Consider the following 21459-nt stretch of genomic DNA (forward strand, 5'->3'; position numbering starts at 1 on the left):
TAGAGTGGATGTCTGGCGGGCGTGGCCCGGCGTCACTTACCGGTCTTCACCGCGTTCCAGGTACGGGTGATCAGGCGAACGCTTGCCTGCGATTGAGTCTTCTGGGTGAACAGGCGCTGGAGCGTTCCCTGGTCCGGGTAGATCGCCGGATTGTCGCGAACCTGCGCGCTGACCAGTGCAGTCGCCGCCTGGTTGCTATTGGCGTAGCGGATGTAGTCGCTGACCTCGGCGATCACTTGCGGCTGCAGCAGGTACTCGATGAATTTGTGGGCGTTGGCCACGTTTGGCGCATCGACCGGGATGTAGAAGTCATCGAACCAGATCAGCGAGCCTTCCTTGGGGATGAAGTAGTCGAGCTCGATCTTCGCCCCGGCTTCCTCGGCGCGCGCCTGGGCGGTGGCGTAGTCGCCGGACCAGGTGGTGGACATGCACAGATCACCGTTGGCCAGGCCATTGAGATAACTGGTCGAATCGAACTTGCGAATGTACGGACGCACGGCCATCAGCACGTCCTGCGCGGCCTTGAGGTCTTTCGGGTCGGTGCTGTTGGGGTCGCGGCCCAGGTACGTCAGCGCCAACGGGATGATGTCGGTCGGCGAATCGAGCAGGGTCACGCCACAGTCGGCAAAGTGCGAAACGACCTTGGGGTCGAAGATCATGGCCAGCGAGCCGATTGGCGCGTCCGGCATGCGTTCCTTGATCTTGCTGACGTTGTAGGTCACGCCGTTGCTGCCCCAGGTATAGGGCGCCGAATAGGTCACGCCGGGGTCGTAGGTTTCCAGGCTCTTGAGTACATGCGGATCGAGATTCTGCCAGCTGGGCAGCAGCGTCTTGTCCAGTGGCTGGAACACCTTGGCCTTGATCAGCAGGGGTACCAGGGCGGCATTGAGCACCACCAGGTCGTAGCCCGAGCGGCCGGGCAGCAGCTTGCCCTGGACGGTTTCATAGGAGTCGAAGGTGTCGTAGGTCACCTGGATGCCGGTGGCCTTCTCGAAGTTGGCGATGGTGTGCTCGCCGATGTAATCCGTCCAGTTGTACAGCCGCAGGGTGTTGCTGGACGCCTGGGCGCCATGACTGAGCGCCGGTAGTGCGGCAAGCGCCGCACTGAGGAGTGCTACGAGGGCTTTGTGCATGTCAGTCCCACCTTCTTGTTGTTCTTGCGTTCGGGCCGAGCGGCTGACTCCACTCTCGGGCAAGCCCGGTGATTGCGCCATAACCCGATTGGGTAGGTGATGCGCAGAGCTGTGTCGAACGATTACGACCGACCATCCGAAGAAAGTCGCACTTTCCCCGGAAAGCTAGAATTCATGAGGGGGATCACTTCAACGCGTCCTTACGAAGCAGGAGGTTTACGATGAACATCGTATCTTCACTGGCGTTGGTGGTAGCGGTAGGGTGGCTCTCCGGGTGCGCGACTACGCCTGACAGTCAGATCGCCTCCGTTGCCCTGAACGCAACCAAGCATAATGCCGGGCATATCGCTCAGGCCACATTGGCCCCGATGGGCAGTGAAACGGAAATCTGGCTTTTCGTCGGGGGTGTACCGATGAACACGGCATTGCCCGCTCGTTTGTACACTTACATCTACGCAGGAACCTGTGCGAGCCTGGGCCCGAAACCGGCCTATGAGATGAACCAGAGTGTGAGGACGGATTTACTCCCGGCAGCGGGAATACAGCTCTGGAAAAGTGTACCGGTAGCCTATGATCAGCTTCGAACCGGCAGCTATGCGCTGGTTGTGCGGGCAAGCCCGGCGGATGGCAATCGCGATATTTTCTGCGGGAACATTACCTGACAACGCGAGCCTTCTGTAGCAGCTGCCGCAGGCTGCGTTCGGCCCACAGGGCCGCGCTCGACCGCTGCGGACGCATGGCTTCGAGATTGATAGAGGTTCTACAGACCTCGACGCAGCCTGCGGCAGCTGCTACGGCTATCGTAGCGATTCAACGACGCCGTTGCACAAAGCTCTCCAGCGCCTCGCGGCATTCCGGGCTTTGCAGGCGGGCAACGAAGTTCAAATTCTCCTCACGGATAATCGCCAGCACACTGTCCAGCTGAGGCGCTTTCATCAGTCGTTTGCTGATTTGCATGGCGGCAGGCGAGGCCTGTGCCAGGCGCGCGGCATAGTCCATGGCAAAGGCCAGGCATTCTTTACCCTCGTCGAACACATGAGTGCACAAGCCCAGCGCATGGGCCTGTTCGCCATCGATGCTTTCCCCACCCAGCAACAGCCGGGCAGCATGGCCGTGCCCCAGCCGTTGCGGCAGCAACAGGCTGGCGGCGAATTCCTGGCAGAGCCCGAGCTTGACGAAGGGCGTGGCGAAGCGGCTGGTGCGGGTGGCCATGACCATGTCGCAGTGGGGTAGCAAGGTCGTGCCGATACCGATGGCTGCACCGCACACCGCGGCGATGAGCGGCTTGTCCAACGCAACCACGGCGGCCATGAAGCGAAAAGCCGGGGCGTCGAGGTCGGTGGGAGGATGTTGCAGGAAATCCACCAGGTCGTTGCCAGCGGTGAAACAGTCCGCACCGCCGCTGATGACGATCACCCGAACCTCGTCGTCGGCACTGGCGGCGTTGAGCGTTTCGCTCAGGCTGTCGTACATGGCGTTGGTCAGGGCGTTGTATTTGTCTGGGCGGTTGAGGGTGATCGCCAGGCAATGCTGCTGGCGTTCGACCCGGATGTGCTCACTCATGCATGCGAATTCCTTGTGGACGTTAGCGTCAGCCTGATCGATCGGGTAGTCCCTGTCCATAGTCTTGTGGACTAGTCCATTTAAACGGTAGGCAACACAGTACAAGTATGCATATCATAAGCTAGCTTGTTAATTTTCCGGGGTCTGTTGATGCGTCCTACCGTTGGCTTCCTTCTGCATGACGTGGCGCGCCTGATGCGCAAGCGCTTTGAACAGCGCGCCCGTAATTTGGACCTGACCCGTTCTCAGTGGCAGGTGCTGGCCAAGTTGTCGGTCAACGAAGGCATCCACCAGAAAGGCCTGGCCGATCTGCTGGAGATCGAGTCGATCACCCTGGTGCGCCTGCTCGACAAGATGCAGGAGCGCGGGCTTATCGAACGCCGCAAGCATCCCACCGACCGGCGGTTGTCCCTGCTGTTTTTGACGCCAGCCGCCCATCCCTTGCTCGATATCATGCGCGGCCTGGGCGAGCAGACGCGCAGCGAGGCGATGGCCGATTTCACTGAGGCTGAACGCGAGCAGCTGCTGCAGATGCTGACGCGGATGAAAGAGCAGCTGTTGCACGCCTGCACCTTGCCGGTCGAACCAGAGAGCACAGAACATGACTGAAAACGTTCTCGAACGAGCCGAGGCCAGCGCCGATAGCGGTCGTGCCACGCAGGCTCCAGATACAGCGAATGTCTCAAGCGTTTCGCTACCCACGGAGCCAGCGAGCAGCGCTGCGCAGCGTCCGCGCTCGAGCAGGACCCGAACCGGGCTGTTCATGTTGTTGCCGGTGGTGTTGCTCGGTGCTGGCTGGGCCTACCTGGCAGGCGGGCGCTTCGTCTCCACCGACAGCGCCTATATCCAGGCCGAGCGGGTGGGTGTCGCCACCGATGTGTCGGGCCTGGTTGCTTCGGTCGAGGTCCAGGACAATCAGCAGGTCAGCAAGGGCCAGGTCCTGTTCCGTTTGCGCGGCGCCGCCTTCGAAACGGCCCTGGCCAGCGCCCGGGCGGAGTTGGGGACGGTGCGCAATGAGCTGATGAACCTCAAGGCCAGCTACGATCAAGCCCTGGCCGAAGTGGCCCAGGCCCAGGCGGAGTTGCCCTACCATCAGGAAAACCTCCGCCGCCAGGAGCAACTGCTGAAGGTTTCGGCGGTGTCGAAAACCAATTATGACGATGCGCACCACGCGCTGGAGACCAATCAACAACGCGTGGCCGTGGCCAAGGCCAAGGCCAAGGCGGTGCTGGCCCAATTGGGCGGGCAGGCCGGGCTGCCGGTCGACCGTTACCCGACCTATCAAAAGGCTCAGGCGGCGGTCGATGATGCGCAGCGGATGCTCGCCGATTCGGTGGTCAGGGCGCCTTTCGACGGCATCGTCACCCAGGTCGACACCTTGCAGGTCGGCTCCTATCTGCAGGCTTCCCAGGCGGGCGTGAGCCTGGTCTCGAGCGACAGGCTCTGGGTGGCTGCTTCACCCAAGGAAACCGAACTGACCCACGTGACAGTCGGCCAGCCGGTGGAGATCACCGTCGATAGTTACCCGGGCCAGGCCTGGCATGGCGTAGTCGAAAGCCTCAGCCCTGCGTCCGGCTCGAGCTTCGCCTTGCTGCCGGCACAGAACACCACCGGCAACTGGGTCAAGGTGGTGCAGCGGATTCCGATCCGGATTCGCATCGACGACGCCGCCGGAAAACCGGCCTTGCGCCATGGCATGAGCGTGGAGGCCCGGATCGATACCGGTCGAAGCCGTGGTTTGCCCGAGGGTGTCAGCCAGCTGTTCGCAGGCGAGGCGCCGGGCCATGAGTGAGGAGGGCGCTAATGCCCCCCCTGACTTCAACCGTCCGATGATCACACTGTGCGTGATCCTGGCGGTGATCATGCAGGCGCTCGATACCACCATCGCCAACGTCGCGTTGCCGTATATGCAAGGCAGCATCTCGGCCAGCTCCGACCAGATCAACTGGGTGCTGACCTCCTATATTGTCGCTGCAGCAGTGATGACGCCACCGTCGGCGTTCCTGGCCCGACGCTTCGGTCGCAAGCGGGTCTTGCTCTGGGCGATTTCGGGTTTCGTATTCACCTCGGTGTTGTGCGGGATAGCCCAGTCGATCGGTGAAATCGTGGTATTCCGCCTGCTCCAGGGCCTGGCCGGGGCGGCGCTGGTGCCGCTGTCACAAGGCATCCTGCTGGACATCTACAGCGAGCGCGAGCGCGGTTCGGCCATGGCCATGTTCGGCGTTTCGGTGATGGTCGGCCCCGTGCTGGGCCCCATGCTCGGCGGTTGGCTGACGGACAATCTGAGCTGGCGCTGGGTGTTCTTCATCAACCTGCCGATCGGCCTGCTGGCGTTGGCAGGCATGCTCAAGTACGTGCGCGAGACCGCGCCGGAAAAACAGGCACAACTGGACTGGCTGGGTTTCGGTTCCCTGAGCGTGGCGATCCTGGCGTTTCAGTTGTTTCTCGATCGCGGCGAGCAGCTGGACTGGTTTTCCTCCGGGGAAATCCTGATCGAAGCGGCAATAGCCTTTGCCGCGACCTATATTTTTCTCGTGCACACGTTCACCGCTGATAAGCCCTTTATCAGTCCTGCGCTGTTCAAGGACCGTAATTTCTCCGTTGCCGTCGTGTTTATCTTCACCATCGGCATTACCTACCTGTCTTCCCTGGCACTGATGACGCCCTACCTGCAAAAGCTGATGAACTATCCGGTGCTGACTGCCGGCATCGTCATGGGCCCGCGTGGCCTGGGGACCATGCTCTGCATGTTTTTGGCCGGGCGTCTGATGGGGCGCGTCGACACCCGTTGGTTGCTGCTGACAGGGTTGCTGCTTTCGGCGTTGTCGATGGAGATGATGACCGGCTGGACCCCGGCGGTCTCCATGAGCGCCATCGTCTATACCGGTTTCCTGCAAGGGGCCAGCCTGGGCTTTCTCTTCGTGCCGCTGAGTACCATGGCCTTCGCCACGTTGCCGCCGGCCTTGCGCGGCGATGGTGCCGGCCTTTACAACCTGTCGCGCAACATCGGTTCCAGCGTCGGCATCTCGATTTGCAGCGTGTTGCTGGCGCAGAACATTCAGATCAACCATGCCGATATCGTGAGTTACGTCACGGCCTTCAATCACGCGTTCCGTGACGTGACCATCCAGAACCATCTCGACCCACTGACCGCAGGCGGTCGTGCGGCACTGGATGCCATGATCAACGAGCAGGCCAGCTGGATCGCCTATATCAATGACTTCCGCTTGCTGATGATCCTGTCGCTGGCCGTGATCCCCTTGATTCTGCTGCTGAGAAAGCCTGCGGCCATGACTGAAGTCGCGTCCGTAACCGACTGACCTGCCGCGTCAGAACGTTGGTGGGGTAATGACCCAGATCACTATCGCATCGACGTCACCTGGGTTGCCGTAACGGTGCGGTTCCTGGCTGGAGAAACTGAAGCTGTCGCCCTCATTGAGCTGGAAATGGCGCTCGCCGACCCACAGTTCGAAGCTGCCGGACAGCAGGTAGCCGGCTTCTTCGCCTTCATGGCTGTAGCTCTGCTGGCTGTAGGTACCGGGCGGGAAGCGCGAATGGAGGATTTCCAGCTGCCGGTTGGGCTGCGGGGTGAGCAACTGGTCGACGATGCCGTCTTCATAGTGAACGCTCAGGCGGCTGTTCTTGCGCACCACGTAGCCGTTGTCTTCAGGTGCGGTATTGGCCTCGCTGGCAAAGAACCACTGAATGGTCACGCCCAGGCTGCGGGCGATGTTGAACAACGCCGGAATCGACGGATAGGCGAGGTTGCGCTCCAGCTGGCTGATGTAGCCTGCGGTCAGTTCGCTCATCTCGGCCAGCGCGGCCAGGGTCATGCCCCGGCGCTTGCGCAGGCCGCGAATCCGCGTGCCGAGAAAATGCGTCTCTGCCGCGCCGCTGGGCGCGGCGCCGGCAGGTGGCGTTTGGCTGCTGTTGCTCATTGCAGGCTCCAGGCCTCTGGCGGTCAAAGAGCCGGAGTATAAAACAGCATCAGATCTCCCAGGCGACTTTCAAACCTTCGAAAATCGCTTCCTCGGCCGTGCGCGGTGCCAGGCAGTCGCCAATGCGCTTGAACTCCACCAGCCCTTTCAGTTCGTCGGCCAGGGTATCCACCGGCTGATGCCCCTGGCACAGCACCAGCGTATCGATATTCTCGAACAGCATCGGTTCGCCACTGGCGGTGTGCTGCAGGTAGACAGTGTTGTCGTCGCAGCCGTACAGCCGGGCATAAGGAGTGATCGGGATGCCCAGGCGATGCAGTTCGCCGGCCAGGTGGTCGCGTACATACAGCGGCAGGTTTTCCCCGCAGTGCGTGCCGTTGACCGCCAGTTGCACTTGATGCCCGGCGCGCACCAGGCGCTCGGCGATGCCCGGCCCGATCCAGTCACAGCGCCAATCGACCACCATGACCGATCGGCCCGGCGTGACTTCCTCGCGCAGGATTTGCCAGGCATCCACCACTTGCAGTTCACCGCCGCGCTCGAACGCCGGCCAGTAGGGTTCGGCACCGGTGGCGATGATGACCAGGTCCGGGCGTTCACGTTCGACCAGTGCCCGGTCGACCCGGGTATTACGTACCACGCGTACCCCGGCCAGTTCCATTTCGCGTTGCAGGTTGGTGCTCGCGCCACCGAATTCGCTGCGCCGTGGCAGCAACTGAGCCAGCAGCACCTGGCCGCCGAGCTGGGCATTGGCCTCGTAAAGCGTGACCTCGTGACCACGACGCGCGGCGACCGCTGCGGCCTTCATCCCGGCCGGGCCGCCACCGGCGATCATGATGCGTTTGCGCGTGGCGGTCGGTTGCAGCTGGCCATAGCGCAGTTCGCGGCCGGTCTCCGGGTGCTGGATGCAGGAGATCGGCAGGCCCTTGTGGAAATGTCCGATGCAGGCCTGGTTGCAGGCGATACAGGCCCGCACGTCTTCGGCACGACCGCTGTCGGTCTTGTTCGGCATCTGTGGGTCGCAGATCAGCGCGCGGGTCATGCCGCAGACATCGGCCTGGCCACGGGCGAGGATCAGCTCGGCCTCCTGGGGCTGATTGATCCGCCCGGTAACGAACACCGGTACGGCCAGGCTGGCCTTGAAGGTGGCGGCGTCCCTGGCCAGGTAGGCCGCTTCGATGGCCATCGGCGGGACGATATGAACGGCGCCGCCCAGCGACGCCGAAGTGCCGGCGACGATGTGCACGTAGTCGAGCTGTTGCTGCAGGGCCTGCACCGCTGCCAGCGATTCGTCTTCGGTCAACCCTTCGGGGTCGCGCTCATCGGCGGAAATCCGCAAGCCGATGATGAACTGCTCGTCGGTACTGGCCCGCACGGTGGCGATCACCTCACGCAAAAAACGCAGGCGCTGCGGCAAGTCGCCGTTGTAGTCGTCGGTGCGGCGATTGACCCGGGGGTTGATGAACTGTGCCGGCAGGTAACCGTGGCTGGCGACCACTTCAACGCCGTCCACGCCCGCTTCGTGCAGCCGCCGGGCGGCGGCGCCATAACCGGCGACGATCTCATCGATCATCGCTTGGTCCAGTGCCCGCGGCATGACCCGGAAGCGTTCGTTGGGTACGGCCGAGGGCGAGTAGGCCACGGCCAGCAAGCCATCGCTGGACTCCATGATTTCCCGGCCCGGGTGGAAGAGCTGCGAGAGCACCACGGTGCCGTGGGCATGGCAGGTTTCGGCCAGGCGGCGGTAGCCCTCGATGCATTCGTCGTCGGTGGCCATCAGTACATGCGAGGTGTAACGCGCGCTGTCATGCACGCCCGCCACCTGCAGGATGATCAGGCCGACGCCGCCTTCGGCACGCGCTCGGTGATAGGCGATCAATTGCTCGTTGACCAGGTTGTCGGTGGGCATCGAGGTGTCGTGGCCACTGGACATGATCCGGTTCTTCAGGCGTTTGCCGCGGATCTGCAGGGGTTCGAACAGGTGTGCATAGGCTGGGCTGGACGGCATGGCTGGACTCCTGAATGCCCGTCGCTCGGGCTTTTTATTTATCTATAGAAATTTACCCTCAGTAAAAAATCAACTTGTTTTTTTAAAATCGATTGCGTAGCTTCAAATGGCGCCCAGCGTGGGTGCACCCTCACACAACAAAAAAACGGACGACGCGCAAGCGTCAGACCTGCTAGAGGAATCACAGATGCAAGCGAACAGGCTCAAGACGGTTTTCCATCCATTGCTCCTGTGCCTGGCCGTTGGCCTGGGCAGCGCCCAGGCGGCGCCGGGCATGGTCGTGGTCGGCTATGGTGGCGCAGGGCAGAAGGCCCAGGACGAGGCGTTCTTCAAGCCCTTCAGCGCCAGCGATGGCAAGCCGCTGATTCAAAGCGAATACAACGGGGAAATGGCGCGGATCAAAGTCATGGTCGACACCGGCAATGTCGATTGGGACGTGGTGCAGATCGAAGGCCCCGACCTGCTGCGCGGTTGTGAAGAGGGCATGTACGAGCGGCTGGACTGGAACCGCCTTGGCCACGCCGATCAGTTGATTCCCGATGCGGCGCAGGAATGTGGTTCCGCGGCGCTGGTGTGGAGCGTGGCGATTGCCTACGACCGCAACAAACTGGCCCAGGCGCCGACCTCCTGGGCCGACTTCTGGGACGTGAACAAGACCCCCGGCAAGCGTGGCTTGCGCAAGCGCGCCGTGTACAACCTGGAGTTCGCCCTGCTGGCCGACGGGGTCAAGGTCGAGGATGTCTACAAGGTCCTGAGTACACCGGCAGGGGTTGACCGCGCCTTCGCCAAGCTCACGGAACTCAAGCCACATATCCAGTGGTGGGAAGCCGGGGCGCAACCGCCGCAATGGCTGGCGGCGGGCGATGTGGTGATGACGTCCACCTACAGCGGCCGCGTTGCCACCGCTGCCCAAAATGGCAGCCCGCTGGCCCTGGTCTGGCCGGGCAGCCTGTATGGCATGGACTACTGGGCCATCATCAAGGGCTCCAGGCATGTCGATCAGGCCAAGCGCTTCATCGCCTATGCCAACCAGGCCGACGCCCAGGTCGATTACGTCAAACGTATCCCCTACGGTCCGACCAACAAACAGGCCGCCGAGCGCCTTGCCCCTGACCTCGCGAAATGGGTGCCCACCTCACCGCAGAACCTGAACGGTGCGCTGTCGATGGACGTGGCGTTCTGGGTCGACCATGGCGAAGAGCTCGAAGAACGCTTCAACGCGTGGGCGAGCAAGTAAGTACTATGGCTGGCGCCGCACATGCGCCGGCCATAAGCTTGTGCCCGACAATAAAAACCTGGGGAGCCATGTAGATGAATGACATTGCAGGAATCGATGCGATGATCGAACAAAGACTGCGTCAGGAGCTGGCGGCCTGTTATCGGTTGATTGCGCACTTTCGCATGACCGACCTGATTTTCACCCACATTTCGGTGCGTTTGCCCGGGCCCGATCATCACTTTTTGATCAACCCGTACGGCTTGATGTTCGATGAAATCACCGCCTCGAACCTGGTCAAGATCGACCTCAACGGGCACGCGGTCGAACCTTCGCCGTACCCGGTGAACCCGGCGGGTTTCGTGATCCACAGCGCCATCCACGGCGCGCGCGCGGATGCCCAATGCGTGCTGCACACTCATACCAGGGCCGGTTGCGCGGTGGCGGCGCTCAAATGCGGGCTGTTGCCGGTCAATCAGATCTCCATGGAGTTCTATGGCCGGGTGGCTTACCACGATTACGAAGGCATCGCCCTGGACCTGGACGAACAGCAACGGCTGGTACGCGACCTGGGTGACAAGTCGGTGCTGATGCTGCGTAACCATGGCTTGCTGACGGTGGGCGAGAGCGTGGCCCAGGCGTTCTTGCGAATGTACTACCTGGAAAAGGCCTGCGAAATCCAGCTGGCGGCGCAAGCCTGCGGCGAGATCGTTCTGCCGCCGGCGGCGGTGTGCGAGCATACCGAGCGACAGTTCAACGAGCCGGGTCGGCCGTTGGCCGAAGGCGAATTGAGCGACCCGGACGGGGTGCAGCTGGCGTGGGCGGCGATGTTGCGGTTGCTCGATCGCGTGGCGCCGGAGTATCGGGATTGATGTGAGATTGTTGCGACCGCTGCTCGAGCGCGTAGCGGTCGCAACGATGTCGAACACTGCGCAAATCCCCGACTTGCTGTACATTCGTTCAATTCAAGAGCGATCACCGGAGATGCGCCAGGATGTCCCAGGAAGCCCGTTTTTCCCGCCTCGAGCCCGAACTGCGCAAGGCCAATCTGATCGAGGCCACGCTGGTCTGCCTCAAGCGCCATGGCTTCCAGGGTGCCTCGATCCGCAAGATCTGCGCAGAGGCGGGCGTGTCGGTCGGGCTGATCAGTCATCATTACTCGGGCAAGGACGAACTGGTCGCCGAAGCCTACATGGCCATCACCGGCCGGGTCATGGGCATGTTGCGCGAAGCCATGGACCAGGCGGCGCCGAGTGCCCGGGCGCGACTCTCGGCGTTTTTTCGCGGTTCGTTTTCCGCCGAATTGCTCGACCCGCAACTGCTGGACGCCTGGCTGGCATTCTGGGGCGCGGTCAAGACGGCCGAAGCGATCAACCAGGTTCATGAACATTCCTATGGCGAGTACCGCGCCGTACTGCGCAAGGCACTCGACGAACTGGCGCAAGAGGAAGGCTGGACCGACTTCGATGCAGACCTGGCGGCGATCGGCCTCAGCGCCTTGCTCGATGGCTTGTGGCTGGAATCGGGGCTCAACCCCGGCACCTTCACGCCGGCGCAGGGCATCCAGATCTGCGAGGCCTGGGTCGATGGCTTGCAGGCCGGTGGTCGCGAGCGCTACAAACGGCTGGTCGAGAACTGTTGATCGCTCGTTCAGCAATGGCTACTCTGCCCATGGCTGGTCCCGGCCAGCGGCAAATCTAATAAATAGCTTGCCCCGAAACCGGTTTGGCGGCATTTGCAGGACACCAAGCAATGGCTCCTCGGGTATTGATCGTCGATGACGATCCGTTGATTCGCGAACTGCTTCAAGCCTACCTCTCCCAGGAAGGCTACGACGTGCATTGCGCTGCCACGGCGGAACTGGCCGAAGCCCACCTGGCGAACTCGCCGGTGGATCTGGTGATGCTCGACATCCGCCTGCCTGGCAAGGATGGCCTGACCCTCACCCGCGAGCTGCGGGTGCGTTCGGAAGTCGGCATCATCCTGATCACCGGTCGCAACGATGAGATCGACCGTATCGTCGGCCTGGAATGCGGCGCGGATGACTACATCATCAAACCGCTCAATCCGCGCGAGCTGGTCTCGCGGGCCAAGAACCTGGTGCGCCGGGTACGCCATGCGCAAACCCAGGCAGCCCCGGCCGCAGCGCCGCGCCAGCAGATCAAGCAGTTTGCCTCCTGGGCGCTGGACACCGACCGACGTCGGCTGATCGACCGCGAAGGCACTGAAACCCTGCTGACCCACGGTGAATATCAGTTACTGTGCGTGTTCCTGCGCAACAGCGGGCATACCCTGAGCCGCGACCAGTTGATGGACCAGATCCGCAACCGCGAATGGGTGCCCAACGATCGCTCCATCGATGTGCTGGTCGGGCGGTTGCGGCGCAAGCTGCACGACGATCCTGCCGAACCGCAGTTGATCATCACCATCCATGGGGCGGGCTACCTGTTCACGGCCAGCGTTGCGGCCGCCTGATTGCCATGGGGCGTCTGCTTTGTCTGTTGCTGATGCTGCTTGGCGGCCAGGTGTGGGCCGATGAGCGCATTCGCTATTGCGATTACCCGGTCTACCCGCCGATTTCCTGGAGCGACGGCAAGCAGGTGCGAGGCCTGGCCCCCAGCGTGGTCAAGGCGGTGCTGGGCAAGCTCGGCTACGAGGTCGAGATCGTCGTTCTGGGTAACTGGAAACGCTGTTTGCTCGACGCTGCCGAAGGCCGCGTGGATGTCGTGCTGGCCTACAGTTCGGAGCAGCGCGAGCAGAGCATGCACTTTTCCAAAGTACCGGTATTGCGTGAGGAAGTGGCGGTGTTTTTCAATCGCAAGCATCCGGTGCATTTCGAGCGCCTCGAAGACCTGGCCAGGTACCGCGGCGGGCTGCTGTTCGGGGAAAGCTACGGGCCGGACTTCGATCGGTTCGTCGCTCGCCACGGCAACATCGAATGGGTCTCGGACAGCCAGCAGAACTTCGGCAAGCTGGTTCGCGGACGAATCGACTTCATCACCCACGAACGCCGTACCGGCCAGCTCTATGTCGAGCACCTGCAAGGCGGTGCCGATATCCAGGCGTTGCCCAACTCCTTGAGCGTGGATTACCTGCGCCTGGCGGTTTCGCGTCGTTCCAGGCTGGCCGGGCAGATGCCGCAGATCGATGCCGAACTGCAGCGGCTGGCGGATGCGGGCATGATCGAACGGTGGCTGAACGAGAGCGAGGCGACCTACCGTGACATGATCAAGCTGCCGGTGGATGCACGATGAGCACGCGGCCGAGCGGATTGTTGCGGCGCCTGCTGCTGTTCATCCTGCTGTTCAGTCTGTGCTTCACGATACTGGCAAGCACCGTGCAGCTGTATATCGAGTACCGCCGGGAAATGCGCGATATCGAAGCGCGCCTGCAACTGATCCGTGACGGCTATCTGGCCAGCCTGGAGCGTAGCCTGTGGGACCTCAACCAGGAGCAGCTGAAGGTCCAGTTGCGCGGCCTGGTGGATTTTCCCGATGTGGCCCGGGTGACCCTGGACAGCAGCGATTTCCAGTTGCAGCAGGGTACCGATGCGCCTGCCGGGCCATTGCGTATCGAGCGTTTCGACCTGCGCTATCAAACGGCTCAGGGCGAGTCCCGGCACTTGGGCACGCTGCAAGTCAGCATCGATCTGGGGGCGGTTTATCGACGCCTGTTCGCAACCGGCCTGACCAGCCTGTTATGGATGGGCGTGTTCTTGTGTGGCCTGGCGGTCGCGCTGTCATGGCTGTTCTATCGCCTGGTGACCCGGCATTTGCTGGTCATGGCCGACTTCGCCGGGCGGATTGCCGCCGGGCAGTGGCATGAACCGTTGAAGCTGCACAAGCGCAGCGGCCCGGCCGAGGACGAGATCGATACCGTGGCCAACGCGCTGGATGACATGCGCCGAGCCATCCTCAGCGATATTCACCGGCGTGAGGTCGACCGCCTGGCCCTGCAGGACAAGCGCGACGAGCTGCAAAAAATGGTCGAGCGACGCACCGCCAGCCTGATGCGGGCCAAGGAGGACGCAGAGGCGGCGAACCTGGCCAAGTCACGCTTCCTCGCCACCATGAGCCATGAACTGCGCACCCCGCTCAATGGCATTCTCGGCATGGCCCAATTGCTGCGCGGCGCGGGCCTGGATGCGCGCGACGGCAAACGGCTGGAGGCGCTGTACAAGGCGGGCGAGGGGTTGCTGGCGATTCTCAATGAGGTGCTCTACTTCGCAAAACTGCAGGAAGGCGAAAGCGACCCGGAGCGGGTCGACTTTTCCCTGAGGCAATTGGTCGATGAGGTCGTTACCCTGCTTGAGCCCAAGGCGCAGGACAACCGTACCCGATTGCACTGCCATTTCGATGCCCAGGTGCTGGATCGGTACCAGGGCGCCGAGCAGTTCCTGCGGCAGGTGCTGAGCAACCTGCTGGCCAACGCGATCAAGTTCACCGAGGCCGGGCTGATCGAGGTCGAAGTCCGGATGCTCGGCGAAGATGCGCACGGCCAGCGCTTGTGGGTGAGTGTGACCGATAATGGCATCGGCATCGCCCCGGCGCTGCAGGAAAAAATCTTCGAGCGCTTCACCCAGGCCAGTGACGAAGTCGCGCAGCGCTATGGCGGTACCGGGCTGGGCCTGGCGATTTGCAAGCATCTGATCCAGCGCCTGGGTGGGCGGATCGGTGTGCAAAGCGAGGAAGGGCAGGGCAGTTGTTTCTGGTTCGAGCTGACCCTGCAGCCGGCCACGGGCAGCCTGGCGCCGGTGCCTGCCAGTGCAGCGACACCTTCACTGAATATTCTGGTGGTCGAAGACGTGGCGCTGAACCGTGAGGTGGTCAGCGGCCTGCTGGAGCGTGACGGTCACCGGGTCATCCTGGCCGAGGATGCCGAACAGGCCCTGATGCGTTGCCGGGCCGAGCGCTTCGAATTGATTCTGCTCGATGTGCATTTGCCGGGGCGCTCCGGGGTCGAGTTGTGCAGGCAGATCCGCAGCGAAGCGGGGCTCAACCAACAGACGCGGATCCTCGCCCTGACCGCCAGCGTGCAGCCGTCACTGGTGCGTGGCTACCTGGATGCTGGCATGCAGGGCGTACTGGCCAAGCCGTTGAAGCTCGAGCACCTGCGCCAGGCCCTGGCCGGCGAAGCCCCCCTGCCGGCGGTGGATGTCGACGAAGCGCTGGTGGATTGGCAACTGCTGCGTACCCACCGCGACCTGCTCGGCGATGTGAAGGTCAACGGCCTGCTGGAGACACTGCGCGGCACCCTCGACCAACATCAGGTGGCGTTGGAGGAAGCCTTGCAGGCCAACGACTGCACCGAGGTGGCAAACCTGGCCCATCGTCTGGCCGGCAGCAGCGCTTCATTGGGTTTTTGTGCCCTGGCCGACAGTCTGCGGGAGTTGGAGGAAGCTGCCCTGGCGGCAGACCAGGCGGCCCTGCAACGTCTGGAAGCGCCGTTCCTGTTGATTTTGCAGCGCTCGCGCGCCTTGTTGCAGGCCTTGATCGCAGAAGAATCGGGCTTCGTACAATCTCGTTACAACTCATTACATCTTTGATCCTGGCGTACAACGGGACCTTACATGACTTTCCAATAATCGATGGCATCCGTGCAAGACGCGGTCTTCGAGGCTTATTGGAGATAATAATAATGAATTGCCGTAAAGCTGATCCTTCCCTGCGCGATGACGTCCTGTCATCCGCTTCGCTCCTCATCCGATCCTGAGGGGCGCGTCATGACCGAATCCAAGGAAAAAATCACACTGACCCGTGCCCTGAAAAGCCGGCACATTTTCATGCTCTCGCTCGGGGGCGTCATCGGCACCGGCCTGTTCATGGGCTCGGGCGTGACCATCAACCAGGGTGGCCCGTTCGGCGCGATCCTGGCCTACCTGGTCGCAGGCTTGCTGATGTACCTGGTGATGGTCTGCCTGGGCGAGCTCTCGGTGCAGATGCCGGTGTCCGGCTCATTCCAGGCCCACGCCACGCGCTACATCGGGCCGGCCACCGGCTTCATGATCGGCTGGGTTTACTGGATGAGCTGGGCCACGACCGTTGGCCTGGAGTTCACCGCCGCCGGCATGCTGATGGAACGCTGGTTCCCGGACGTGCCGATCTGGTACTGGTCGGCGTTGTTCGTCGCCGTGCTGTTCTCCTTGAACGCCTTGGCCACCCGCGCCTTCGGTGAGGCCGAATACTGGTTCTCGGGGATCAAGGTCGCGGCGATCCTGGGCTTTATCGTCGTCGGCCTGCTGGTAATCTTCGGCGCCATCCCGCTAACCAGTGGCGAGCCTGCACCGATGATGTCCAACCTGCTCGGTGACTCGCTGTTCCCCAACGGCTTCTCGGCGGTGTTCGCGGTGATGATGACCGTGGTCTATGCCTTCCAGGGCTGCGAAATCATGGGCGTTGCCGCTGGCGAAACCGACCAGCCGGAGAAGAGCATTCCCCAGGCCGTGCGCAACGTGGTGTTCCGCGTGCTGATTTTCTATGTGCTGGCGATTGTCGTGCTCTCGGCCATCGTGCCATGGCAGCAGGCCGGCCTGATGGAAAGCCCGTTCGTGCAGGTGTTCGACATGGTCGGCATTCCCTATGCCGCCGACCTGATGAACTTTGTCATCCTCACCGCGATTCTTTCGGTGGGTAACTCGGGCCTGTATGCCTCCACGCGGATCCTATGGGCCATGTCCAAGTCCGGCATGGCGCCCAAAAGCCTGTCGACCTTGAGCTCACGGGGCGTGCCATTGCGCGCGCTGAGCATCACCCTGTGCTTCGCATTGGTGTCGTTGCTGACCAGCTTCGTCGCCGCCGATACGCTGTTCATGGTGCTGATGGCCGTCAGCGGCATGGCTGGCACGGTCACCTGGATCGTGATCGCCCTGGCGCAATACCGTTTCCGCCGCGAGTTCATCAAGGAGGGTGGCAAGGTCAGCGACTTGAAGTACTCGGCACCGTGGTTCCCGTTCCTGCCATTGCTGTGCATTGCGCTGTGCAGTTCGCTGTTTCTGTTCCTGGCGCTTGATCCGACCCAGCGGCCTTCGCTGTACTGGGGCTCGGGGTTCATTGCGATCTGCTATGGGGCGTATTTCGTGATCAGGAGCAGGCGCCAGGGTGCGGGGGAGGTGGTGTCGGTTCCGACGGTGTGAGGGTGGGTGTTTGACGGAAAAAGACGGCGGCTTCGGCTGCCGTTTTTTTTATGCGGTGCCTGCACTGCCGCTATCGCTGGCAAGCCAGCTCCCACAGGGGGACAGTTGTCGTACACAAATACGTGTACTGACATCAATCCCTGTGGGAGCTGGCTTGCCAGCGATTAGGCCTGCCCGGCCACCACCCTGTAGGCAGTTGTTCGAATATGTAACAGCCACCTCATCAATTTCTCGGTATTTCAAAATAAATACATATAAAACAATAAGTTAATAAAGATTTAGAGCCGAAAGCCCACTTTTTATCAAAGCATTGCCGCCTTACTGAACACTCGTTTAGTATGGCCTCCATAACGTCCCTCACCTCATGACAAACAAAACAATTCGAGGACTCGCATGACTGCTCAATCGTCGCTGCTCAGCCAGGTCGAAGCCGGTGTTGCCTGGATCACCCTCAACCGTCCGCAACAACGCAATGCACTGGACATTCCGACCCTCAAGGCGCTGCATGAACTGCTCGAGCAGTACAACGCCGACCCTGCCGTGCGCGTACTGGTACTGACCGGCAGCGGCCGCAGTTTCTGCGCCGGTGCCGACCTTGCCGAGTGGGCCGAAGCCGAAGCTCGCGGGGCGCTGGAAACCTACGGCTGGACCGAAACGGCCCATGCGCTGATGACCCGCCTGCACAGCCTTGACAAGCCGACCATCGCCGCCATCAACGGCACCGCCGTCGGCGGCGGGATGGACCTGGCCCTGTGCTGCGATTTGCGCATTGCCGCCCAATCCGCGCGCTTCAAGGCGGGCTACACCAGCATGGCCTACTCGCCGGACGCGGGCGCCAGTTGGCATCTGCCACGCTTGATCGGCAGCGAGCAGGCCAAACGCCTGTTGTTCCTCGATGAACTGTGGGGCGCCGAGCGTGCGCTGGCGGCCGGGCTGGTCAGCGAGCTGTGTGCCGACGACCAACTGACCCACTGTGCCGGTGACCTGGCCCAGCGTCTGGCCAGCGGCCCGACCTTTGCCTTTGCCCAGACCAAGAAGCTGATGCGCGAAGGCTTCCTGCGCACCTTGCCTGAGCAACTGAGCGCGGAACTCGCTGCAGGCCTGCTCTGCGGCCGCAGCCAGGATGGTGCCGAAGCACTGCGCGCTGCCGTGGAAAAACGCACCCCTGACTTCATTGGCCAATAAGCGGACGACTGCGCTATGAACTTCCAGCTCACTCAAGAACAAGAAATGTTGGTCGAAGCGGTTCGCAGCTTCGTCGCCAAGGAACTGCTGCCCCACGAAGAAGCCGTGGACCGCGCCGATGCCGTCTCGCCGGAACTCGCTGCACAGATCCGCGGCAAGGCCATTGCGGCCGGCTTCTATGCCTTCAACATGCCTGAAGAGGTCGGCGGCGGGGGCCTGGACTATCTGTCCCAGGCGCTGATCGAGCGTGAACTTTCCAAGGTTTCCTGGGCCCTGCACGTATTCGTCGCCCGGCCTTCGAAAATCCTCATGGCTTGCAAGGGCCAGCAAATCCAGGATTATCTGCTGCCGTGTATCCAGGGCGAGAAGATCGACTGCTTCGCCCTCACCGAACCCGGCGCCGGCTCCGACGCCAATGCGATCAAGACCCGCGCCGTGCGCGAGGGTGACGATTTCGTGATCAATGGCAGCAAGCACTTTATCAGCCATGCCGGGCATGCCGATTTCGCCATCGTCTTCGCGGTCACCGACACCTACGAGCACAACGGCAAGAAACGCAACGCCGTGACGTCTTTCCTGGTCGATCGCAACACCCCGGGGATGACCATTCGCCGTGGGCCCAAATGCGTCAGCAACCGTGGCTACCACACCTACGAAATGTTCTTCGATGACTGCCGCGTACCGGCCTCCAAGGTCCTGGGCGAAGTCGGCAAGGGCTGGGAAGTAGCCAACGCCTGGCTGACCGCAGGCCGGGTCATGGTCGCCGCCAACTGCGTCGGTCAGGCCCAGCGCGCAATGGATGTCTCGCTGCAGTGGGCGGCCGACCGCAAACAGTTCGGCCAACCTATCGGTACCTATCAGGGCGTGTCGTTCAAACTGGCCGACATGGCCACGCAGATCCGCGCCGCAGAACTCTTGACCCTGCACACCGCCTGGAAAATGGACCAGGGCACCATGACCGATGGCGAAGCCGGCATGGCCAAGCTGTTCGCCAGTGAAGTGCTCGGTCGCGTGGCCGATGAGGCTGTGCAGATCTTCGGCGGCATGGGCTTGATGGATGAGAGCCCGGTCGAGCGCATCTGGCGTAACGCGCGGATCGAGAGGGTCTGGGAGGGCACCTCGGAAATCCAGCGGCACATCATTTCCCGCGAACTGCTGCGGCCGCTGTTGCGCTGATCGGGAGAACGAATATGGTACGCGACAACCTCAAACGCCTGCTCGCACCGCGTCATCTGGCGTTCATCGGCGGGCGCAGCATGGCCCGCGCCCTGAAGCGTTGCGCCGAAGGCGGTTACCAGGGCCAGATGTGGCTGGTCAACCCGCAGCATGACAACCTCGAAGGTGTGCCGTGCGTGCGCTCGGTGGCCGATTTGCCCGAAGGCCCGGATGCGGTGTTCATCGCCACCAACCGCGACTTGACCCTGACCTGCGTGGCCGAGCTGGCCAGCAAAGGCGCGGGCGGGGTGATTTGCTACGCCTCGGGCTTTGCCGAGACCGGCGCCGAAGGCCAGGCACTGCAAGAGCAGTTACTCAAGGCCGCCGGCGACATGGCCTTGCTCGGCCCCAATTGCTACGGCCTGCTCGACTACCTGCACAGCTCGGCGCTGTGGCCGGTGGCCCATGGCGGCAAGGCGGTAGAGAAGGGCGTGGCGGTGCTGACCCAGAGCGGCAACTTCGCCTACAACCTGTCGATGAGCGATCGCTCTCTGCCGGTGGCCTATATGGCCTCGGTGGGCAACCAGGCGCAGCTTGGCGTTGCCGAGCTGATGGACGTGCTGCTCGATGAGCCCCGCGTCACGGCCATCGGCCTGCACCTTGAAGGCCTGAAGAATGTGCCCGGCTTTGCCCGTGCCGCGCACAAGGCGCTGGAGAAGGGCATCCCGATCATTGCCTTGAAAACCGGCGTGTCGCAGATCGGCGCCGAACTGGCGCTCAGCCACACCAGCTCGCTGGCCGGCTCCGATGCCTTGTACGACAGCCTGTTCGACCGCCTCGGCGTGATCCGCGTCAGCGGCCCGGTGAGCTTCGTTGAAACGCTCAAGGCGGCAGCCTGCGGCAACCTGCCGAGCGGCGACAGCCTGATTGCGCTGGCGTGCTCCGGCGGTGACGCCGGCTTTATCGCCGACTATGCCGAACGCAATGCCCTGACCCTGCCCAGGCTCAATGCGCAGCAGGTGACGGAACTGGCGCAGGTCCTGCCCAGCTACGCCAACCTGGTCAATCCGCTGGATTTCACCACAGCGATCTGGGGTGACCGCGATGCCCTCGAGCGTATGCTCGACAGCGCCCTGCGCACCCCCGCCGACGCAGCCATGCTGGTGCTCGACTACCCGACCGAAGCCACTGGCGAGCGCAAGGAATGCGACCTGTTGCTGGAACTGTACTGCGCGGCGCTCAAGCGCCACGGCAAGACCGGCTTCGTCACCTCGGCCTTCCCGGAACTGCTCCCGGCCAATGCCCGGGAAAAACTTCACGAGCAAGGCGTGGCCGCCCTGCAGGGCGTCGAAGATGGCTTTGCGGCCTGGGGCCTGATCGCCGGTTACCGCCAGCGCCGCGAGGCATTGCTGGCCTTGGGCGAGTCGGCATTGGTGCCGGTCTGCCCGCAGGCATTGGCAGGCGAGGGCGCGCTGCTCGATGAGTGGCAATCCAAGCAAGCCCTGCACGCATTCGGCCTGGCCACCCCACAAGCCCTGTTGAGCACGCCGGCTCAAGCAGCGCAAGCGGCAGCCCAACTGGGTTACCCGCTGGTGCTCAAGGCGGTCAGCGCCCAGTTGCCGCACAAGACCGAAGCCGGCGCAGTGGCCCTGAACCTGGCCGATGAAGCCGCCCTGAACACCGCGCTGGTGACGATGCAACAACGCATCGCCGCCTACGCGCCGGGCGTGCCGTTCGACCAGGTATTGCTCGAGCGCATGGCGACCCCGCCACTGGCCGAGCTGATTGTCGGGATCAAGCGCGAAACCAACTTCGGCCTGGCGCTGGTGATCGGTACCGGCGGGATCCTGGTCGAGCTGCTCAAGGACAGCCGCAGCCTGCTGCTGCCGACCACCGACGGGGCCATCCATGCCGCGCTGCTGGGCTTGCGCAGTGCACCGCTGTTGCAGGGTTTCCGTGGCCGCCAGGCGGCGGACCTGGACGCCCTGGTGGCGGCGATTCGTGCGGTGGCCGACTACGCCTGCGAGAACGCCGGGCAGTTGCTCGAACTCGATGTGAACCCCTTGTTGGTCGGTGCCCAGGGCACGGTAGCGGTCGATGCGTTGATTCGTCTTGGCAAGCAGTGAAGA

At 62.6% G+C, this 21459-nt stretch carries 18 protein-coding genes; 14 read left to right on the forward strand and 4 right to left on the reverse strand.

The genetic code is table 11. The features are described 5' to 3' along the window. Window positions 1-32 precede the first annotated feature (32 nt). Window positions 33-1133, reverse strand: coding sequence for a polyamine ABC transporter substrate-binding protein (locus NVV94_RS09480; protein ID WP_258446917.1), 1101 nt, complete (start codon window positions 1131-1133; stop codon window positions 33-35). Between the two features lie 221 nt (window positions 1134-1354). Between NVV94_RS09480 and NVV94_RS09485 the strand changes: the two genes are divergently transcribed. Next, window positions 1355-1795 (forward strand): hypothetical protein, encoded by a 441-nt coding sequence (locus NVV94_RS09485; protein ID WP_258446918.1) that lies wholly within the window; start codon window positions 1355-1357, stop codon window positions 1793-1795. A 148-nt stretch (window positions 1796-1943) separates the two neighbouring features. Here the strand turns inward: NVV94_RS09485 and NVV94_RS09490 are convergent, their stop codons facing one another. Further along, entirely contained in the window at window positions 1944-2696 is a 753-nt protein-coding gene (locus NVV94_RS09490) for an enoyl-CoA hydratase-related protein (protein ID WP_258446919.1), read from the reverse strand. Between the two features lie 150 nt (window positions 2697-2846). Between NVV94_RS09490 and NVV94_RS09495 the strand changes: the two genes are divergently transcribed. From NVV94_RS09495 to NVV94_RS09505, 3 genes are read left to right on the forward strand one after another with little or no spacing between them, the layout of a single operon-like run. Then, window positions 2847-3305 carry a MarR family winged helix-turn-helix transcriptional regulator gene (locus NVV94_RS09495; protein ID WP_258446920.1) on the forward strand — a complete coding sequence of 153 codons (459 nt, stop codon included), beginning with the start codon at window positions 2847-2849 and terminating at the stop codon, window positions 3303-3305. After that, window positions 3298-4488, forward strand: coding sequence for an HlyD family secretion protein (locus NVV94_RS09500; protein ID WP_258446921.1), 1191 nt, complete (start codon window positions 3298-3300; stop codon window positions 4486-4488). The genes NVV94_RS09495 and NVV94_RS09500 overlap by 8 nt, the downstream gene beginning before the upstream one ends. Then, a complete protein-coding gene (locus NVV94_RS09505; protein ID WP_258446922.1) occupies window positions 4481-6016 on the forward strand; it encodes an MDR family MFS transporter in 1536 nt (511 codons plus the stop codon). The genes NVV94_RS09500 and NVV94_RS09505 overlap by 8 nt, the downstream gene beginning before the upstream one ends. 9 nt (window positions 6017-6025) lie before the next feature. Here NVV94_RS09505 and NVV94_RS09510 read toward each other — a convergent pair whose 3' ends face one another. After that, on the reverse strand, window positions 6026-6634 hold the full coding sequence (locus tag NVV94_RS09510) for a cupin domain-containing protein (RefSeq protein WP_258446923.1): 609 nt from the start codon (window positions 6632-6634) through the stop codon (window positions 6026-6028). 49 nt (window positions 6635-6683) lie between these two features. After that, window positions 6684-8642: an FAD-dependent oxidoreductase gene (locus tag NVV94_RS09515; protein WP_258446924.1), complete on the reverse strand. Its 1959-nt coding sequence runs from the start codon at window positions 8640-8642 to the stop codon at window positions 6684-6686. Between the two features lie 187 nt (window positions 8643-8829). Here NVV94_RS09515 and NVV94_RS09520 point away from each other — a divergent pair, with 187 nt between their 5' ends. From NVV94_RS09520 to NVV94_RS09565, 10 genes are all read left to right on the forward strand, one after another. After that, window positions 8830-9879, forward strand: a complete 1050-nt coding sequence (locus NVV94_RS09520; protein ID WP_258446925.1) for an ABC transporter substrate-binding protein — start codon at window positions 8830-8832, stop codon at window positions 9877-9879. 101 nt (window positions 9880-9980) lie between these two features. Beyond that, entirely contained in the window at window positions 9981-10730 is a 750-nt protein-coding gene (locus tag NVV94_RS09525; protein ID WP_258446926.1) for a class II aldolase/adducin family protein, read from the forward strand. Window positions 10731-10852: 122 nt separating this feature from the next. Continuing rightward, complete coding sequence (locus NVV94_RS09530) at window positions 10853-11500, forward strand: TetR family transcriptional regulator C-terminal domain-containing protein (RefSeq protein ID WP_258446927.1); 648 nt, start codon at window positions 10853-10855, stop codon at window positions 11498-11500. Window positions 11501-11610: 110 nt separating this feature from the next. Then, entirely contained in the window at window positions 11611-12333 is a 723-nt protein-coding gene (locus NVV94_RS09535; protein WP_258446928.1) for a response regulator, read from the forward strand. A gap of 5 nt (window positions 12334-12338) precedes the next feature. Further along, the gene (locus NVV94_RS09540) at window positions 12339-13112 is read left to right on the forward strand and encodes an ABC transporter substrate-binding protein (RefSeq protein ID WP_258446929.1); all 774 of its coding nucleotides are present in this window, start codon (window positions 12339-12341) and stop codon (window positions 13110-13112) included. After that, window positions 13109-15403 (forward strand): ATP-binding protein, encoded by a 2295-nt coding sequence (locus NVV94_RS09545; RefSeq protein ID WP_258446930.1) that lies wholly within the window; start codon window positions 13109-13111, stop codon window positions 15401-15403. Before NVV94_RS09540 ends, NVV94_RS09545 begins: the two co-directional genes overlap by 4 nt. 177 nt (window positions 15404-15580) lie before the next feature. Continuing rightward, window positions 15581-16990: an amino acid permease gene (locus NVV94_RS09550; protein WP_258446931.1), complete on the forward strand. Its 1410-nt coding sequence runs from the start codon at window positions 15581-15583 to the stop codon at window positions 16988-16990. 393 nt (window positions 16991-17383) lie between these two features. Then, window positions 17384-18175 carry an enoyl-CoA hydratase/isomerase family protein gene (locus NVV94_RS09555; protein ID WP_258446932.1) on the forward strand — a complete coding sequence of 264 codons (792 nt, stop codon included), beginning with the start codon at window positions 17384-17386 and terminating at the stop codon, window positions 18173-18175. A gap of 15 nt (window positions 18176-18190) precedes the next feature. Next, the gene (locus NVV94_RS09560) at window positions 18191-19351 is read left to right on the forward strand and encodes an acyl-CoA dehydrogenase family protein (protein ID WP_258446933.1); all 1161 of its coding nucleotides are present in this window, start codon (window positions 18191-18193) and stop codon (window positions 19349-19351) included. 14 nt (window positions 19352-19365) lie between these two features. Then, entirely contained in the window at window positions 19366-21456 is a 2091-nt protein-coding gene (locus tag NVV94_RS09565) for an acetate--CoA ligase family protein (protein ID WP_258446934.1), read from the forward strand. Window positions 21457-21459 lie beyond the last annotated feature (3 nt).

This window comes from Pseudomonas sp. LS1212, assembly GCF_024741815.1.
Classification (GTDB): Bacteria; Pseudomonadota; Gammaproteobacteria; order Pseudomonadales; family Pseudomonadaceae; genus Aquipseudomonas.

Bases quoted from the DNA above. Each gene is read 5' to 3' on its own strand.
- NVV94_RS09480 (WP_258446917.1), bottom strand. From the start codon at position 1,133: ATGCACAAAGCCCTCGTAGCACTCCTCAGTGCGGCGCTTGCCGCACTA.
- NVV94_RS09485 (WP_258446918.1), top strand. From the start codon at position 1,355: ATGAACATCGTATCTTCACTGGCGTTGGTGGTAGCGGTAGGGTGGCTC.
- NVV94_RS09490 (WP_258446919.1), bottom strand. From the start codon at position 2,696: ATGAGTGAGCACATCCGGGTCGAACGCCAGCAGCATTGCCTGGCGATC.
- NVV94_RS09495 (WP_258446920.1), top strand. From the start codon at position 2,847: ATGCGTCCTACCGTTGGCTTCCTTCTGCATGACGTGGCGCGCCTGATG.
- NVV94_RS09500 (WP_258446921.1), top strand. From the start codon at position 3,298: ATGACTGAAAACGTTCTCGAACGAGCCGAGGCCAGCGCCGATAGCGGT.
- NVV94_RS09505 (WP_258446922.1), top strand. From the start codon at position 4,481: ATGAGTGAGGAGGGCGCTAATGCCCCCCCTGACTTCAACCGTCCGATG.
- NVV94_RS09510 (WP_258446923.1), bottom strand. From the start codon at position 6,634: ATGAGCAACAGCAGCCAAACGCCACCTGCCGGCGCCGCGCCCAGCGGC.
- NVV94_RS09515 (WP_258446924.1), bottom strand. From the start codon at position 8,642: ATGCCGTCCAGCCCAGCCTATGCACACCTGTTCGAACCCCTGCAGATC.
- NVV94_RS09520 (WP_258446925.1), top strand. From the start codon at position 8,830: ATGCAAGCGAACAGGCTCAAGACGGTTTTCCATCCATTGCTCCTGTGC.
- NVV94_RS09525 (WP_258446926.1), top strand. From the start codon at position 9,981: ATGATCGAACAAAGACTGCGTCAGGAGCTGGCGGCCTGTTATCGGTTG.
- NVV94_RS09530 (WP_258446927.1), top strand. From the start codon at position 10,853: ATGTCCCAGGAAGCCCGTTTTTCCCGCCTCGAGCCCGAACTGCGCAAG.
- NVV94_RS09535 (WP_258446928.1), top strand. From the start codon at position 11,611: ATGGCTCCTCGGGTATTGATCGTCGATGACGATCCGTTGATTCGCGAA.
- NVV94_RS09540 (WP_258446929.1), top strand. From the start codon at position 12,339: ATGGGGCGTCTGCTTTGTCTGTTGCTGATGCTGCTTGGCGGCCAGGTG.
- NVV94_RS09545 (WP_258446930.1), top strand. From the start codon at position 13,109: ATGAGCACGCGGCCGAGCGGATTGTTGCGGCGCCTGCTGCTGTTCATC.
- NVV94_RS09550 (WP_258446931.1), top strand. From the start codon at position 15,581: ATGACCGAATCCAAGGAAAAAATCACACTGACCCGTGCCCTGAAAAGC.
- NVV94_RS09555 (WP_258446932.1), top strand. From the start codon at position 17,384: ATGACTGCTCAATCGTCGCTGCTCAGCCAGGTCGAAGCCGGTGTTGCC.
- NVV94_RS09560 (WP_258446933.1), top strand. From the start codon at position 18,191: ATGAACTTCCAGCTCACTCAAGAACAAGAAATGTTGGTCGAAGCGGTT.
- NVV94_RS09565 (WP_258446934.1), top strand. From the start codon at position 19,366: ATGGTACGCGACAACCTCAAACGCCTGCTCGCACCGCGTCATCTGGCG.